Genomic DNA, 16,084 nt, shown 5'->3' with positions numbered 1-16,084 from the left:
AGCCCTTCGGGCCCGCTTGCGTGGATGGGGGCGGAGGACGCACCTCACCCCTGCCGGCCGTTGCCGCATAGGGGCAGGGCAGGGGGATGCGGCCTGGGGTCGGTCGCGTGCCAGGACCGGCCCCGGCCGCGACAGGGGCGGACGCCTCGCCCGCCGCTCACTGGACGGATCGGAGGAAAAAGTTGATCGGCTCGGCCCACTCGGGCCCAATTTAAGGGCGAGGGCACCACGACCGACCGAGGAGGGCCGACCCGATGTCCCGCAGCAACGCCATCACCGGAGCCGCCCTGCGGCATCTCCGTTCCCTTTACGACTCCGGTGGCGTGGCGGGCCTGACCGACGCCGAGCTGCTCGACCGGTTCGCCGCCGACCCCGACGAGGCGGACTTCGCCGCGCTGGTCGACCGCCATGGGCCGATGGTCCTGGCCACCTGCCGCGGCGTCCTCCGCGACCCGCACGACGCCGACGACGCCTTCCAGGCCACCTTCCTCGTCCTCGCCCGGCGCTCCGGCTCCCTGCGGGTCGCCGGCGGCTCGGTCGGCGGCTGGCTGCACGGCGTGGCCCTGCGGGTCGACGCCCGGGCCCGGGCCGAGCGGGCCCGCCGGTCGTCCCGCGAGGGGACGGCCACCGTCCCGGTCGAGGTGGCCGACGTCGACGACAGGGCCCGTCGCGTCGACCTGCTCGACGCCGTGCACGTCGAGATCGGGCGGCTGCCCTCCCGCTGCCGGGGGCCGGTGGTGCTCTGCTACCTGGAGGGCCGCACCCACGCCCAGGCCGCCGCGGCGCTGGGCCGGGGCGAGGCGACGGTGCGGCGGCGGCTGGCCGAGGCCCGCGAGCTGCTCAAGGCCCGGCTGGGACGGCGCGGCCTGGCGCCGGCGGCCGGCCTGGCTGCCCTGCTCGGCACCCACCGGGCTTCGGCCGAGGTCCGGGAGTCGCTGGCGACGGCCACCGCCCGCGCCGCCCGCTCCCTCGCCCTGGGCCGCGGCGCCGTCGGGGCCAGCGCCTCGGCGCTGGCCTTGGCCGGCGGCGTGTTCCGGGCCGCGCTGCTGGCCAGGCTCCGGGCGACCGGGGTCGCCGCCCTCGCGCTCGGGGCGGCGACCTGGCTGGGGATCGCGGGAGCCGGCGATCTGCGAGCCGGGGGCGGCCCGCAGCCGGAGGCGGCCAGCCGCACCGCCGCGTCGCCACCGACTCCCGAGCGTCCTCCGACAGCCAATGTCCGGCCGGACCGGGAGCCCGAGGGGCCTCTCCCGTCCGACCGGAGTGGCGAGGGGGTCGTCCGGCTCGGCGGCCGGGTCGTCGCCCCGGATGGCAGGCCGGTGGCGGGGGCGGCCGTGCGGGCGATCCTGTACAAGCCGGTGGGCGGCATCGACGAGGCCCGGCCCGACACGGCAAGCCGGGGCGACGGGTCGTTCACGATTGCCGTGCCGGAGGGGTACGACATCGAGTCCGTCCCGGGGCCGGCAGGGCGGGCGTTGACCCTCCTGGCGACGGCCGAAGGCTACGGGCCGGGGTGGGAGGAAATCCCCGACCGCTCTGACGCCCCCGCCGAGGCGACGATCCGGCTCGCCGTGGACGACGTGCCGATCACCGGCCGGGTCGTCGACCTGGAAGGTCGACCCGTCGCCGGCGCCCGGGTCCGCTCTAACACCCTGTTCCGACCCGGGGACGGCGACGCGCTCGATGCCTGGCTCGCCGCCGCCCGGGAGCGGGGCCGAGGGCCCTGGGATGGGCTGGAGGGCGTCCCCTTCGAGCGTTCCTGGGCCACCGACGCCGACGGCCGCTTCCGGCTGGACGGCCTCGGCCGCGAGCGGCTGGCGGAGCTGATCCTCACCGGCCCCGGCATCGCCGCCTCGCACCTCTTCGCCATGACCAGGGACGTGCCGGCCGTCCGTGCCCCGGACCCGAACCGAGTCGCCGCGCCTCCGGTCGTCTACCACGGGGCCCGGCTCGATCATGCCGCCGCGCCCGCCAAGCCGATCGTCGGCGTCGTCCGCGACCGGGATACCGGCGTGCCGCTGGCGGGCGTGACGATCCGGGGGAGGGCCTACGAGCCGAACAACCTGGCCTCCGCCCCCGGCGTCGAGACGCTCAGCGACGCCGAGGGCCGCTACGAGCTGACCGGCCTGACGCGGGCCGATCGCTACACCCTGTTCGTCTGGCCGGGCGCTGACCGGCCCTATCCCAACGCCATCCTGGTGGCCGAGGCTACCACCCCGGCCCACCAGCCCGTTCCGTTCGGCATTGGGCTGGCGCGCGGGGTGGTCATCCGGGGCCGCGTGACCGACGCGGCCACCGGCGCGCCGGCCCCCGCCGTGGTCTCCTACTTCGCCTCCCGGGAGAACCCGCACGTCGACGACTATCCCGGCTTCCGCGGGGCCATCAGCCTGGAGCCGAGGGCCGAGACCGAGCGGGACGGCTCCTTCGCGCTGGTCGGCCTGCCGGGGCGGGGCCTGCTGGCGGCCCGATCGGCGTCGACCCGCTACCCGCGCGGCGACGGCGCAGACGCGATCGGGGGGCTCGACGCGACGAACGGCACCTTCGACACCGTCCCCGGGACCTGCTACTCCCAGTTCTACCACCGGATCGTCCCCGTCGAGGTCGCGTCGGGGGCCGACGCCATCACCCGGGACATCGCGTTCCGGCGCGGCGGGTCCGTGTCCATCACGGCGGTCGCCCCCGACGGCGAGCCGCTCGACGGCGTACGGTACGAGATCATGACGGACCGTCGCTTCGTGGCTCCGGGCGAGGTCGAGTCCGGCTCCCTGGTCATCGACAACCTGCAGCCCGGGCATCGCCGCCACCTGATCCTCTGGCACCCGGGGCGAGGGTTGGTCGGCTCACTGTTGCTCAGCGGCGACGAGCACGGCGCGATGACCTTGGGGCTCGGGCCGTGGGGCGTCGTCGCGGGGCGGCTCGTCGACGAGGACGACCGCCTGCGCCGCGGCGTCCACCTCCGGATCATCGGCGGCGAATTCGACCCGGGGCGAGGCTTCTCGACCGAGGAGTTCCATCCCGACGCCGACGGTCGATTTCGCATCGAGGGCCTGGTGCCCGGCCTCCGGTACGATACCTATGCGGTCCACGAGGGGCGCGGGCCGCTCGGGACGGCCTTCGAGGACGTCGTGGTCGGCCCCGGCGAGGTGAAGGAAGTGGGCGACGTGGTGATCGAGCCGGAAGCCCCGTAGGCGCGGGGCCGGTGGCCGGCCTGCTCCGATCGTCGGGCGAAAGGTGATCGGGTCGGGCCCCGGCGGCCCTCAGTAGGGCAGAGGCCACGACACCGAGCCAGGAGGACCGAGCCGATGCCCCGCCCCGTGACCGGCGCCGCCCTGCTGCACCTGCACCGCCTGTTCGCCGAGGGGTCCCTCGCCGGGCTGACCGACGCCCAGCTGCTGGGCCGCTTCGCCGCCGACCGCGACGAGGCGGCCTTCGCCGCCCTGGTCGACCGCCACGGGCCGATGGTCCTGGGCGTCTGCCGCGCCGTGCTCGGCGACGCCCACGTCGCCGAGGACGCCTTCCAGGCCACCTTCCTGACCCTCGCCCGGCGCTCCGGCGTGCTGCGGCCGGCCGGCGAATCGCTCGGCGGCTACCTGCACCGGGTCGCCCACCGCGAGGCCCGCCGGCTCAATGCCGCCGACGCCCGCCGCCGGGCCCTGGACCGCCGCGCCGCCGCCGAGGCCGCCCGGCGCGGGGCGACGGCCGACTCGGACCTGATCGCCGCCGTGCATTGGGCCGTCGCCGACCTGCCCGACCGGCTCCGCCTGCCGGTCGTGCTCTGCCACCTGGAGGGCCGCACCCACGCCCAGGCCGCCGCCGAGCTGCTCTGGGGCGAGGCCACCGTCCGCCGCCGCCTGGCCGACGCGAGGGACCTGCTGCGATCGCGGCTGACCCGCGAGGGGATCGCGCCGGCCGTCGGCGTGCTGGCCCTCCTCCGCCCCGATCGGCCGTCGGCCGCCGCGTCGGCCCTCCGGGCGGATCGGCTCGCCCGGCTGGCGGCGAGCTCCCCGGCCGGCCCCGGGCTCGGAGCGGGCCTCGTCGCCGCGGCGACCGCGTGGGCCTCCCGGCTCGCCCGGCTGGCGTCCCAGGGGACCGTGAGGGTCGCCTCGGTGGCCTCGCTCGGGGCGGCCCTCTGCCTGATCCCGGGTGCCCCCGCCCCCGTCGGGGCCCCCGGGGCCTCCGGACCACCCCTGACCGGCCGCGTCACCCTGGCCGGGGCCCCGGGTGCCCCGGAGATCCCGTCCCCGATCCTGCGAGGCGAACCCCAGGCTCCCGACGACAAAGACGACGAGGCCGAGCCCATGAAGCGCGTGACCCTGACCGGCCGCGTCGAGCGGCCGGACGGCATGCCGGCCGCCGGGGCCCGCGTCTTCGTCATCGAGCCGGACTATCAGCCGATCGGCCCGGCCCCGGAGCCCGAGGCCGCCGCCCGGGCCGACGCCGACGGCCGCTTCACGGTTCAGGTCCCCGCCCCGAAGGCCGCCGAGGAGGCCGCCGAGGCAGCCGGACAGATCCCGGCCCACATCATCGCGATGGCCGACGGGTTCGGGCCGGCGATCGCCGAGTCCCCGACCGAGGGCGAGCCGCCGACGCTCCGCCTCGTGCCGGACGATGTCCCCATTTCGGGCCGGATCCTCGACATCGACGGCCAGCCTGTTCCCGGGGCGACCATCCGGGTGCAGTCGCTCTCCCGGAGCCCCGACGAGGACCTCGAAGAGTGGCTCACGACCCTGGAGCGCGAGCAGGCCGCCTATGCGGTCCAGTATCGCCTGCTCTCCGGCTGGCCGGGCCGGTCGGTCGAGCGGCTCATCGGCCCGGCGACCACCGACGCCGACGGCCGGTTCCGGCTCGAGGGGATCGGCCGGGAGCGGGTCGTGGGGCTCTGGATCGAGGCGCAGACGATCGAGACGACGGTCGTCTTCGCCCGCACCCGCCCCGGTGAACTGCTCCGCTTCCCGACGTTCAACCCCCACGACACCGAGGAACGCCACAAGGCCTCCTATTACGGCAACGAATTCGAGCTCGTCGCCGGCCCGACGCAGGTCGTCGTCGGCTCGGTCCGCGACGCCGACACCGGCGAGCCGCTGGCCGGGGCGGTCGTCCAGAGCCCCTCGGCCCTGGGGAACCCGCTCGGTTACATCCAGACGACGACCGACGCCGAGGGCCGCTATCGGCTCACCGGGCTCTCGACCGGGGAGGATTCGCTCGGCAATTCCAACGCCGTCCTCGTCAGGCCGCCGGACGGCGAACCCTATCCGATGCTGCTGCGAGACGTGCAGCCCGGCGACCCGACGGCCCCGGTCACGATCGACTTCGAGATGAAGCGGGGGGCCTGGATCGTCGGCCGCGTGTTCAACAAAGTGACCGGCGAGGGCGTCTCCCGGGCCGGGCTCCAATACTTTATCTTCGAGGATAACCCCCACCGCGAGGACTACCGGGGCTTCGACTACCCCCGCATCTCCTTCCCGCTCCAGTCCGAGGAGGACGGCACCTTCCGGATCGTCGGCATCCCCGGCCGGGGACTCGTCGGCGCCCGGAGCGGCAATGAGGGGTTCCGGATCGGGTTGGGGGTCGACCACCTGAAGGCCGAGGATAACGGCGGCTTCCTGCGCACGGTCCCGTCCCAGTGCATCCCCAGCTCGTTCAACACCATGGTCGAGGTCGACATCCCGGAGGGGGCCGACACGTTCCCCTGCGAGATCCCGCTCGACCCCGGCCATTGGATCGAGGTCCGCGCGGTCGGCCCCGACGGGAAACCAAGGACGGGCGTCTGGGCGTTCGGGAAGGCCGATTTCTACCGGTTATGGCGGCGAGAGCCCGAGGGGGAGGAGACGTTCGACGTGACGGCCCTCGGGCCCGACGAGCGCCGCCTGATCCTCGTCGCGCACGAGGGCGACCGGCTCGCCGGCATGGCCATGGCCGGGGGGGACGGGCCGGACGCGCTGGCGATCGAGATGCAGCCCTGGGCCGAGGTCACCGGCCGTCTCGTCGACCCGGACGGGCGCCCCTTCGCCTCGGCGGCGCTGAAGCCCCGGGATTTCGTCAAGGCGGGGGCCGACGGGAGCCGCGTCGGTTCGGTGCCGGACGAGTTGATCACGCTGGGCGACGACGGCCGGTTCCACATCCGAGGGCTGCTGCCCGGCCTGACGTACACCTTCTGGTTGGATCGGGACAATCGGATCCTGGGCCAGCCGATCACCGAGCTGACCGTCGAGGCCGGCGAGGAGAAGGACCTCGGCGACGTGGTCGTCGAGCCGCCCGAGTGAACCGGCGTCCCGACCGGCGGTCGACGCGGTTCCATGACGCCCCGATCGCCCAGGGATTCGGGGAACGTGGGAAAAGCTGACCGGCCCGACCCCGCTCGGCCCCTATACGGGGTGAGCGCAATCGACTCACCCGAGCGGAGATCCACCCGATGCCTCGACCCGCCTCCGGCGTCGCCCTGTGCCTGGTCCGCCGGCTCTTCGCCGAGGGGAGCGTCGCCGGCCTGACCGACGCCCAGCTCCTCACCCGGTTCGCCCGCGACCGCGACGAGGGGGCCTTCGCCGCCCTGGTCGACCGCCACGGGCCGATGGTCCTGGCCGTCTGCCGCGCCGCGACCCGGGATCCGGGGGACGCCGAGGACGCCTTCCAGGCCACCTTCCTCACCCTGGCCCGCAGGGCCGATCGGTTCGAGGTCCGGGGCGACTCGCTCGGCGGCTGGCTGCACCGGGTCGCGCACCGGGCCGCCGCCCGCACCTCGGCCGAGGCCGCCCGGCGGCGGGCCGTCGAGCGCCAGGCGGCCGACGCCGCCGACCGTCGGGCGGCCGACCCGGCCCCGCTCGCCGAGCTGCGGGAGGCGGTCCACCTGGAGGTCGGCCGCCTGCCCGAGCGCTGCCGCCTGCCGGTCGTGCTCTGCTACCTCGAGGGGAAGACGACCGAGGAGGCCGCCTCGGCCCTGCGGTGGGGCGAGAAGACCGTCCGCCGTCGCCTGGGAGACGCCCGGGAGCTGCTCCGCTCCCGCCTGGCCCGCGCCGGGGTCGTCCCGACGGTCGGCCTGCTGGAGCTGCTCCGCCCCGACGCCGTCTCGGCCGCCGACGCCCTGGCCCGATCCGCCTCCGTCGCCCGCCGGGCGGCCGAACTCTCGACCGCCGGCCCGGCGGCGATCCTGGCCGGGACGGTCTCCGCCCTCGTCGCCCGGCTATCCCAGGTCGCCGGGACGGTGCCGATCAAGGGGGTGGTCACGACCGCCGTTGCCGCCCTGGTGATCGTCAGCCCGATCGACCCGGGGAGGGCCACCGACGGAGGCGAGTCCTCTCCGCGGCCCGCGCCCTCCGCCTCGTCCCGGTCCGACGAATCCCCCGCCCCCCGGGCGGCCCCCGCGCCGTCGCCCCCGCGATCCGACGACGCCCCGCCCGCCGACCTCGTCTCGATCGCCGGCCGGGTCGTCGGGCCCGACGGCGCCCCCGTCGCCGGGGCGGACGTGACCGTCTTCCAGATCGCACCGGGCGACGACTTCCCCCCGGGCGCCATCCGGGCCCGCAGCGGCCCGGACGGCTCCTACCGGATCGAGGTCGACCGCTCCCGCCTGCGAGGGCTCGACGCGGTCGAGCTCGTGCCCGTCGACCGGCCGATCCTGGCCGCCTCGGCCCCCGGCTCCGGCCCGGCCTGGATCCAGGCCGACGGCCCCGAGGGGCTCGACGGCCAGACCCTCCGGCTCGTCGAGGAGGGCGTCCCGCTCCGCGGCCGGGTGCTCGACCTGGAGGGCCGGCCGGTGCCGGGCGCGGTCGTCCGGCCTTATGCGATCATCGCGGCCGAGGGGGAGGATCTCCTGGCGGCCCTGGACGCGGCGGGGGGCGAGGGCGCGCGGCGGCGGCTACGGTCCCCGTCCCTGGATGCCCGGGTCGCGGGGCTCCCGCGCGAGGTCGTCGCCGACGCGGAGGGCCGCCTCTCGATCGCTGGCATCGGTCGCGATCGGCTCCTGCTGTTCACGATCGCCGCGCCGACGATCGCGACGGAGCAACTCTACGCCACGAACCGCTCAGGGCCGGGCCAGGTGCTCGAGGAATTCGACGGGCCGGGCACCCGGCCGGAGACGCTCCTCGGGAACCCCTTCGAGCACCTTGCCCAGCCGTCCGTGCCGATCGAGGGCATCGTCCGGTCCGCCGAGACGGGCCGGCCCATCGCGGGCGTCCTGCTCCGGGGGCGGGGCGGGGACGTGCTCGTCGAGGCCGAGAGCGACGCCGAGGGCCGCTACCGGATGCTCGGGGTGCCCAAGCTCGAGCGGTACGAGGTCGCCGCCCTGCCGGGGGATCTCCCGTTCGTCGGAGCCTCGGGATCGGCCCCCGGCGGACCGGGCCTGGGCCCGGTGACCGTCGACTTCGACCTGATGCCGGGCGTCGTCCTCCGGGGCCGGCTGGCCGAGCTCGGGACCGGCGCCCCCGTCCTGGCCGAGGTCACCTACCTGCCCTTCCTCGACAACCCGGCCGCCGACGCGATCTCCGGCATCGGGACGGGCAACCACTGGGTCGAATGGGACAAGGCCCGCACCGCCGAGGACGGCAGCTTCACGCTCGTCGTCCCCCCCGGCCACGGCCTGCTCATCGCCCAGTCCGCGTTCCAACGCTATGCCCCCGGGCACGGCGCCGATCGGATCGCCGGGCTCGGCGAGGATGAGCCCGCGTCGGCCACGCTGCCCGAGCTGCCCGCCGTCCTCCCCGAGTCATTGCTCGAGGTCGACCTCCCGGCCGATGCCCCGCCGGCCCCCGTCCTGATGGAGTTCGACCCCGGAACGACGATCCGGGGCGTCGTCCTCGGGCCGGACGCGAAGCCCGCCCCCCATGCCAGGGTCTACATCCGCGAGGATGGGAAGACCCGGCACCACACCGCGGCCGACGAGGAGGGGCGCTTCCGCCTCGCGGTCTCGGGTTCGGAATTCGAGTCCGGCGTGCCGCTGGTCGCGATCTCCGAGGGGCTCGCCCCCGGCTTCGCCCGGGTGGATGCGGGGGAGCAGGACGCGCAGCTGCGGTTCAGGGTTGATGACGTGCCGATTCTCGGGCGGGTGCTCGATCTCGAGGGCAGGCCGGTCGCAGGAGTGGCAATCCGCCCGAGGCTGGTCCAGGAGCCCGAGGAAGGCGACCTTTCCGAGTGGCTGCGGGCGGCCCGCACCGGGGACGCCGGGGCGAACGAGCTGGAGAACCGATTCCTCGGCCGTTCGATCATGGCCCAGGAGCTCGGCCTCTCCGGGGAGCTGACCACCGACGCCGAGGGGCGTTTCCGCCTCGACGGGGTCGGCCGCGAGCGGTTGATCGAGCTGCAGATCGTCGGCCCCGGGATCCGCTATGCCGCCCCGCACGTCATGACCCGGCCCGGGGCGGAGGCGTTCGACCTGCCCTATGGGGCAGGCAGCACCAACTGGGGAGTGGTGCAATACTACGGCCCGAACTTCGACCACTTCGCCTCGCCCAGCCGGCCGATCGAGGGCGTCGTCCGGGACATCGACACCGGCGAGCCGCTCGCCGGCGTCCAGGTCCACAGCTACCAGTTCGCCGAGTTCCCGCTGATCGGGGCGACTCAACTCTCCGCCTCGACGGACGGCGAGGGGCGTTTCCGCCTGGACGGGATGTCGCCGGCCGAGGGGAACGACATCATCGCCTTCCCGCCGGTCGACCAACCCTACCTGCCCTCGATCGTGGCGGTCGAGGCCCCGCCCCCAGGCCTCGACCCTTCGACGATGGACATCCCGCTCAAGCGGGGCGTCTGGATCGAGGGCCGGGTCACCGACGAGGAGACCGGAGAGCCGATCCGGGGGGGATTCGTCCAGTACGGCGTCCTCCGGGACAACCCGAGCCTCGCCGAGTGTCCCGGGCTCGGCGGCGCCGAGCGATGGGCCGACTTCCGGCTCGACGTCGAGGGTCGCTATCGCGTGCCGGGGCTCCCCGGCCAAGGGGTGATCGGCGTGGTCGCGTCCGGAGGCCGACGCTATCTCACCGTGAAGGACCAGGAGGATGGAGGCGCCCGGTTCGAGGGGCTGGACATCGCCCCTCGTGACTTCTACCTCGGCGCCATCAACGAACTGGCCGAAGTCGACATCCCCAAAGGTGCGGACTCGTTCCGGTGCGACCTCGCCCTGACGCCCGGCCGGACGAGGACGATCCTCGTTGAGGATCCCGAAGGCCGCCCGCTCTCCGGCTATCGGGTCTCGGGCCACTGGCACTTCTCGAACTGGACCGATCCCCAGGACGAGGCGGCCTTTACGCTCGACGCGCTGCCGCGGTCGGGGACCCGCACCCTCCGCTTCCAGCATAAGGGGCAGGGCCTCGCGGCCTCGCTCGAACTCGACCTCTCTGAAGAGCACGAACAACCGATCAGGGTCACGCTCGTCCCCTGGGGCGTCGCCCTGGGCAGGCTCGTCGACCGGGACGGGAGGCCACGGGCCGGCGTGCGGCTCGACGTCGCGGCGCAGCAGGGAGAGCGGAGGCACAGCGTGTTCGACCACGACTACGGCACGCTCCCCTTGACCGACGCCGACGGTCGCTTTCGCATCGAAGGCCTGTTCCCGGGCCAGCCGCACCAGATCCGTCCGATGCGGACCCAGGGGATGCTCGGCCACCCGATCGCCGAGAGGGTCGAGGCAGGCTCGGGGGAAACACTGGACCTTGGCGAGGTCCGAGAGGAGGAACGACCATGACCCGGCCGATCGATGGCCCGTCTTCGGGGGCGGCCTGGGATCCCTACGAGCCGGATGCCGGGCAGCCCTGGGACCTCCGCCGGGTCGTCCACCTGCACCGCCGGGCCGGCTTCGCCGCGACCTGGGACGAGCTGCAACGCGACCTGGCCGACGGCCCCGGGCCGGGCGTCGACCGCCTGCTGGCGGGCAAATCCCGGGAGTACGGCGTGGCCGAGGGGTTCGACCGCACGTCGACACTCCTCGCCGACGCGGCGGTCGCCTCCAACGACCCGAACCGCCTGAAGGCCTGGTGGTTCTACCGCATCCTCTTCGGGCCCGACCCGCTCGGCGAGCGCCTGACCCTGATGTGGCACAACCACTTCGCCACCGGCAACCGGAAGGTCGACGACCTCGGTCTGATGCGACGCCAGAACGAATCGCTGCGCGAGCAGGCCCGCGCCCCGTTCGGCGACCTGCTCGGCGCGATGGTCGAGGACCCCGCGCTGCTGGTCTGGCTCGATTCGCCGAGCAACCGCAAGGGCCGGCCTAACGAGAACCTCGCCCGCGAGCTGATGGAGCTGTTCACCCTGGGCGTCGGCCACTACTCCGAAGTCGACGTCAGGGAGGCGGCCCGGGCCCTGACCGGCTGGGACGTCGAGGACGGCGGGGCGACCTTCGTCGCCCCCCGGCACGACGACGGCGAGAAGTCCGTCCTCGGCCGCTCCGGCCGCCTCGGCGCCGACGACATGGTCTCCCTGCTGCGGGAGCACCCGGCGACGGCCGATCGGCTCGCCTGGCGGCTCTGCGATACGTTCATGGGCGAGGGGGCCGTCGACGAGGCGGCGGCCGGGGCACTGGCCGAGGACCTGAGGGCCCACGACCTGGACATCGGCCGGGCGGTCGCCCTGATCCTCCGCTCATGGGCGTTCTTCGACGAGGCGAACCTCGGCACGAGAGTCGTCGACCCGGTCCCCTTCGTCGCCGCCCCGGTGCGGGCGCTGGAGCTGCTCGACCCGCCGCCGAGCACCCTGGTGCTGGCCGACTGGGCCGCCCGGCTCGGCCAGGAGCTGTTCGACCCGCCCAACGTCGGCGGCTGGCCCGGGGGCCGGTCGTGGCTCGGCGGCCGGGCAGTCATCGGCCGGGCGAACTTCGCCGCGGCGCTGGTCGAGGGGGTGGGTATCGGCCGCTCGATGCCGTTCGACGCCCTCGCCCTGGCCGATCGCCACGGCCGAAGCGGTGGCCCCGAGGCGCTGATCGGCCTCGTCGCCGAGTTGCTGCTGGGCGCGATCCCCGGCGGCGGCTGGCTCGATCGCCTCGCCTCGGTCGCCGGCGCCTCCGCGTCGTGGGGGCCGGAGACCGCCCGCCGCGCCGTCGCCCTGGTGCTCGCCTGCCCCGAGGCCCAGATCTGCTGAACCGACCCCGCCGCGACCCGGACCGGAGGATCTTCCCCATGCCGACTCCCAGCCGCCGCGACTTCCTGAGGGCGGGCCTGCGCTCGTCGTCGCTGATCGCCCTGGCCCCGATGGTCCCCGGCTTCCTCGCCCGGTCGGCCCGCGCCGCCCGGCCCGAGGCAGACGCGCGGGTGCTGGTCGTGATCCAGCTCGACGGCGGCAACGACGGGATCAACACCGTCGTCCCCTTCGAAGACGACGGCTACGCCCGCCACCGCGACGCCCTCCGCCTGCCGGCCGACCGGCTGATCAAGATTGACGACCGCCTGGCCCTGCACCCGTCGATGCGAGGGGCGGCCGACTTGCTCGAGTCCGGCCGGCTGGCGATCGTGCCGGGCGTCGGCTATCCGAACCCGAACCGATCGCACTTCGAGTCGATGGCCATCTGGCACTCGGCGCGGCTCGACCCCGAGGACCGCACCGGCCAGGGCTGGCTCGGCCGCGCCTTCGACGAGTCCGGCCTCGACGGCTCGCCGTCGCTCCTCGTCGGCCCCGGGCCGTCGCCGACCGCATTGATCGGCCGCCGCGCCTCGGCCGCCTCCCTCGAGCGGCTCGACGACTACGCGCCCGCCCCGCTCGTCGCCGGCCTCGGGGCGGCAGCCTCCCCGGCCCCCGCACCGGGCGACGACCTCGCCGCGTTCGTCCGCCGCAGCACGCTGGACGCCTACGCCACCGCCGACCAGCTCGCCGAGCTCGCCCGCGAGGGCGACGACGCCCGCTACCCGGCCACCGGCCTGGCCGACCGGCTGCGCACCGTCGCCCGGCTGCTGAAGGCCGGCCACGCGGCGCGGGCCTACTACGCCACGCAGCCGGGCTACGACACCCACGCCGGGCAGCTCCCGACGCACGGCCGCCTGCTGTCGGAGCTGTCGGGGGCGCTGAAGGCGTTCCTCGACGACCTGGCGGCCGCGGGGCTGGCCGAACGGGTGCTGGTGCTCTGCTTCTCGGAATTCGGCCGCCGGGTAGCCGAGAACGGCTCGGCCGGCACCGACCACGGGACGGCCGGGCCGGTGCTGGTTGCCGGCCCCGGCGTGGCGGCCGGGGTCGCCGGGCCGTCCCCGAGCCTGGAGGAGCTGGAGGGCGGCGACCTGGCGACGGCCGTCGACTTCCGCCGCGTCTACGCGACCGTGCTGAGCGGCTGGATGGGGCTGCCGGCCGGGGCGGCGCTGGGCGGGGAGTTCGAGCCGTTGCCGCTGCTGGGCGGCTGAGGCGGAACCCGGCGAGGCCCGGCGACGGGGGAGGGCCGGCGAGGAAGCCGGAGGGCCGCCCGTCTAAATCGCGACGAGAGCCTTCGCCGACGACTTGGCAGCGGGGTGAGTTTTTCGGGGCAGATCGCGAAGGGGGCTGATCGCCTACCGGGCGGCCCAGCTCACCACCCGCAGCCCCGGCACCGCCGCCAGGTCGCTGTCCTCGCTCACCACCGTGCAGTTGCCCAGCTCCAGCGCGATCGCCGCGATCTGCAGGTCCACCTGCTGGATCAGCCGGCCGCCCCGCCGAAGCTCCGCATACAGCCGCCCGTAGGTCGCCGCCGCCTCCGCCGTGAACGGCCAGAGCCGGAAGAGCTTCAGCGACCGCCGCAGGACCTCCAGCTTGCGCTCCCGCGTCACGCTGTACTCCACCCCCGCGTACAGCTCCCCCAGCACCGGCAGCCCGATGCCGATCTCGTGCCCGGCCATCCGGGCCGCCTTCATCCGCTCCGGCACGCCCCGCCGCCGGAACATCGCGTCGGCCGCCGCGTTGGTGTCCAGCAGGTACCGGCTCACGGCCGTTCCCCATCGGACCGCTCCCGCATCCGGGCCAGGGTGTAGCCCCCGACCTCCTGCCGGGCCGCCCGCCATCGGGCCTCCTCGGCCTCGGACATCTGCAGGGGCGGCAGAGCCTCGAAGGCGGCGAGCCAGCGGGCGATGGAGTCAGGGTCGTCGCCCAGCAGATCGCCCTCGGCCTCGGCGGCCGACGCGAGCGGCTCGACGCTCAGGGCGGTGCCGTCGGGCCAGTCGACCGGCTGGGTAGGGACGATGCGGCCGTCCTTCCAGATGGCGGGAATGGCTCTCACGTCGAGGCCTCCGGGCGGTGGAGCGGAGCAGGGGGCCGAGGGCGGCCCACGCGACCATTGTAGCGGACGGCCGCCGATCGGTTCAGGGCGACGGTACCGGCAGCGGGTGCGTCAATCGTGGGAGCAGGCGCAGCCGCCGGGCGATCCGCCACGCGGCGTGCTCGGCGCTTCCCGTTGCTGTGCCGGCGGATCCGCCATGATCAAAGACGCGTGTCCCTGCGTCGATCCGAGGCCGATTCGGTCCGAAGCCGACCTGATCAGCAGCGTCGTGGGCGTCGATCACCTGGGATTTCCGCGGGATCGCCGCCCGGTGCGTGGATGGGGGCGGATCACGCACCGAAGTCGCGGCAGAGGACTTGGTGCCGAAGCTCTTATTCGAACTCGAAGACCGGGACCGGCCGGCCACTCGGCACAGCGGGCGGGATCAGGTGCCGGAGATTGGCCGGGGTCGCACGCGGGTCGAGCAACCCCTCGCGCAGGAACGCGACGAGGTCGGCGAACTCGGAGCGAGTGAGGGGTGTCGGCCTGTACAGCAAGGGGTCGAGCCGCCGGAGCACCGGCAGCAGGGGCCCTTGCCGCAGGGTCAGGTCCACGTCGAGGCCGGCCCGCACCGGGTCGTATTGGCAGGCCGACCGGACGACATGGAGGTGGTGGGCCACCGCGTCCTCCAGCCGGGTGAAGCAGCCGTTGTGGAAGAACGTCGGCTGCAACGCGACGTTGCGCAGCGGCGAGGTCCGGAATCGGTAGCGGCTGTCGGGGTCGCCCGTGAACTCCTCCAGGCCGAGGTCCTCGTCGGCCCCGGGGCCCGCGAACGGGACATTGCCCGTCCCCACCCCGAAGAGGGGGGCGACCTGCGGGATGCCGATGGTATACATCTCGAAGTCGCTGAACATCTCGTTCGCCGGCCCCGCCACGGCGTGGCACCGGACGCACCCGGCCTTGCCGAAGAAGAGCAACGCCCCCCGCTTCTGTCGGTCGGTCATCGCCCGCCGGTCGCCTCGGGCGAACCGGTCGATCGGCGCGTCGGCGAAGGTGAGCGTGAACTCGAACTCCGCGATCGCCTGGCCGAACATCATGAAGGTGATCGGCCCGCCGGTGCCCACGGACGGATAGAGGGCCCCGAACAGCGCCCGATAGTTGGGGGTCGCGTTGAGCCGATCGAGCACGGCCATGCGGATCGGCTCGTTGCGCGAGCCGGTCTCCGCGTCCGGCGGCGGGACGGGGGAGCCGATGCCGTCGTCGAAGATGCCGCCGGTGCCGGTGAAGCCGGCCACCTCGATCTGCTCGGTCGGCGGGATATGCGCCTGGGCGACGAGCAGGTGGGAGAAGTTGGGGTCGCCGGCCGGGAACCGCGTGGTCCCCTCGGGCTCCGGGAACTCGAAGCCCTCGGAGTTGTCGAACGGGTCGCCCGAGACGGCGCTGAAGCGGCCATTCCACATCAACTTGGGGTAGAAGGCATTGTTGATGACCATCGGCGACCGCCGCTGGTTGCGCGGCCCGGCGCGGTTCGGGCCGACGAGGAATTTGTTCTGGACGCCGATGGCGATCGACTGGGTGTCGCCGAAGCCGTTGGTGGGGGAGTGGCAGCCGGCGCAGGTGTTGTCGTCGTGCAGGCCGGTGATCGTGTCGAAGAAGAGCAAGCGGCCCAGCTCGGCGAGGCCTGGGTCGATCGGGCGGCCGAGGCGCGGCTCCAGGGTCAATTTGATACGCCCGGTGAAGCCCTCTTGTGCGAGGACCGCGGCGAGTCGCGTGACGAGGTCGTCTGCCGCGCGGGCCTCGGGCACGAGGCCGAGGCACAACACGGTCGACAGGAAGGTTGCCGGACATCTCGACCCTCGGAGGCAACAAGGAAGCACCGGTAGGGAACGTTCGCGTGGGATCGTCATGGATCGCCTCCTGTTCGGGTGGTGTTGGAGTTGCCGCGTAGATTCGCTCGAC

At 74.3% G+C, this 16,084-nt stretch carries 8 protein-coding genes; 5 read left to right on the top strand and 3 right to left on the bottom strand.

Annotated features, from left to right (window positions below; all coding sequences use genetic code 11):
* Window positions 1-254: 254 nt before the first annotated feature.
* The 5 genes from ElP_RS34970 (at window position 255) to ElP_RS34950 (ending at window position 13,301) form a co-directional block, all read left to right on the top strand.
* Complete coding sequence (locus ElP_RS34970) at window positions 255-3,185, top strand: sigma-70 family RNA polymerase sigma factor (RefSeq protein ID WP_145279411.1); 2,931 nt, start codon at window positions 255-257, stop codon at window positions 3,183-3,185.
* Between the two features lie 114 nt (window positions 3,186-3,299).
* Window positions 3,300-6,260 carry a sigma-70 family RNA polymerase sigma factor gene (locus ElP_RS34965; RefSeq protein WP_145279409.1) on the top strand — a complete coding sequence of 987 codons (2,961 nt, stop codon included), beginning with the start codon at window positions 3,300-3,302 and terminating at the stop codon, window positions 6,258-6,260.
* Window positions 6,261-6,409: 149 nt separating this feature from the next.
* Window positions 6,410-10,663 (top strand): sigma-70 family RNA polymerase sigma factor, encoded by a 4,254-nt coding sequence (locus tag ElP_RS34960; RefSeq protein WP_145279407.1) that lies wholly within the window; start codon window positions 6,410-6,412, stop codon window positions 10,661-10,663.
* Complete coding sequence (locus ElP_RS34955; RefSeq protein ID WP_145279404.1) at window positions 10,660-12,054, top strand: DUF1800 domain-containing protein; 1,395 nt, start codon at window positions 10,660-10,662, stop codon at window positions 12,052-12,054. The genes ElP_RS34960 and ElP_RS34955 overlap by 4 nt, the downstream gene beginning before the upstream one ends.
* 38 nt (window positions 12,055-12,092) lie before the next feature.
* Complete coding sequence (locus ElP_RS34950; RefSeq protein ID WP_145279402.1) at window positions 12,093-13,301, top strand: DUF1501 domain-containing protein; 1,209 nt, start codon at window positions 12,093-12,095, stop codon at window positions 13,299-13,301.
* 144 nt (window positions 13,302-13,445) lie between these two features.
* On the opposite strand, the gene ElP_RS34945 is transcribed toward ElP_RS34950, so the two are convergent.
* The 3 genes from ElP_RS34945 to ElP_RS34935 all read right to left on the bottom strand — a co-directional run bounded on the left by ElP_RS34945 (window position 13,446) and on the right by ElP_RS34935 (window position 15,846).
* Window positions 13,446-13,856 carry a type II toxin-antitoxin system VapC family toxin gene (locus ElP_RS34945; protein WP_231749899.1) on the bottom strand — a complete coding sequence of 137 codons (411 nt, stop codon included), beginning with the start codon at window positions 13,854-13,856 and terminating at the stop codon, window positions 13,446-13,448.
* Entirely contained in the window at window positions 13,853-14,146 is a 294-nt protein-coding gene (locus tag ElP_RS34940; RefSeq protein WP_145279398.1) for a hypothetical protein, read from the bottom strand. Before ElP_RS34940 ends, ElP_RS34945 begins: the two co-directional genes overlap by 4 nt.
* 371 nt (window positions 14,147-14,517) lie before the next feature.
* The gene (locus ElP_RS34935) at window positions 14,518-15,846 is read right to left on the bottom strand and encodes a cytochrome-c peroxidase (RefSeq protein WP_231749898.1); all 1,329 of its coding nucleotides are present in this window, start codon (window positions 15,844-15,846) and stop codon (window positions 14,518-14,520) included.
* Between the last annotated feature and the right edge of the window lie 238 nt (window positions 15,847-16,084).

Origin of the sequence: Tautonia plasticadhaerens (assembly GCF_007752535.1) — a bacterium.
Lineage (GTDB): Bacteria > Planctomycetota > Planctomycetia > Isosphaerales > Isosphaeraceae > Tautonia > Tautonia plasticadhaerens.
Note: the sequence above shows the minus strand (reverse complement) of the source record. Positions and strands in the feature narration are given on the sequence as shown.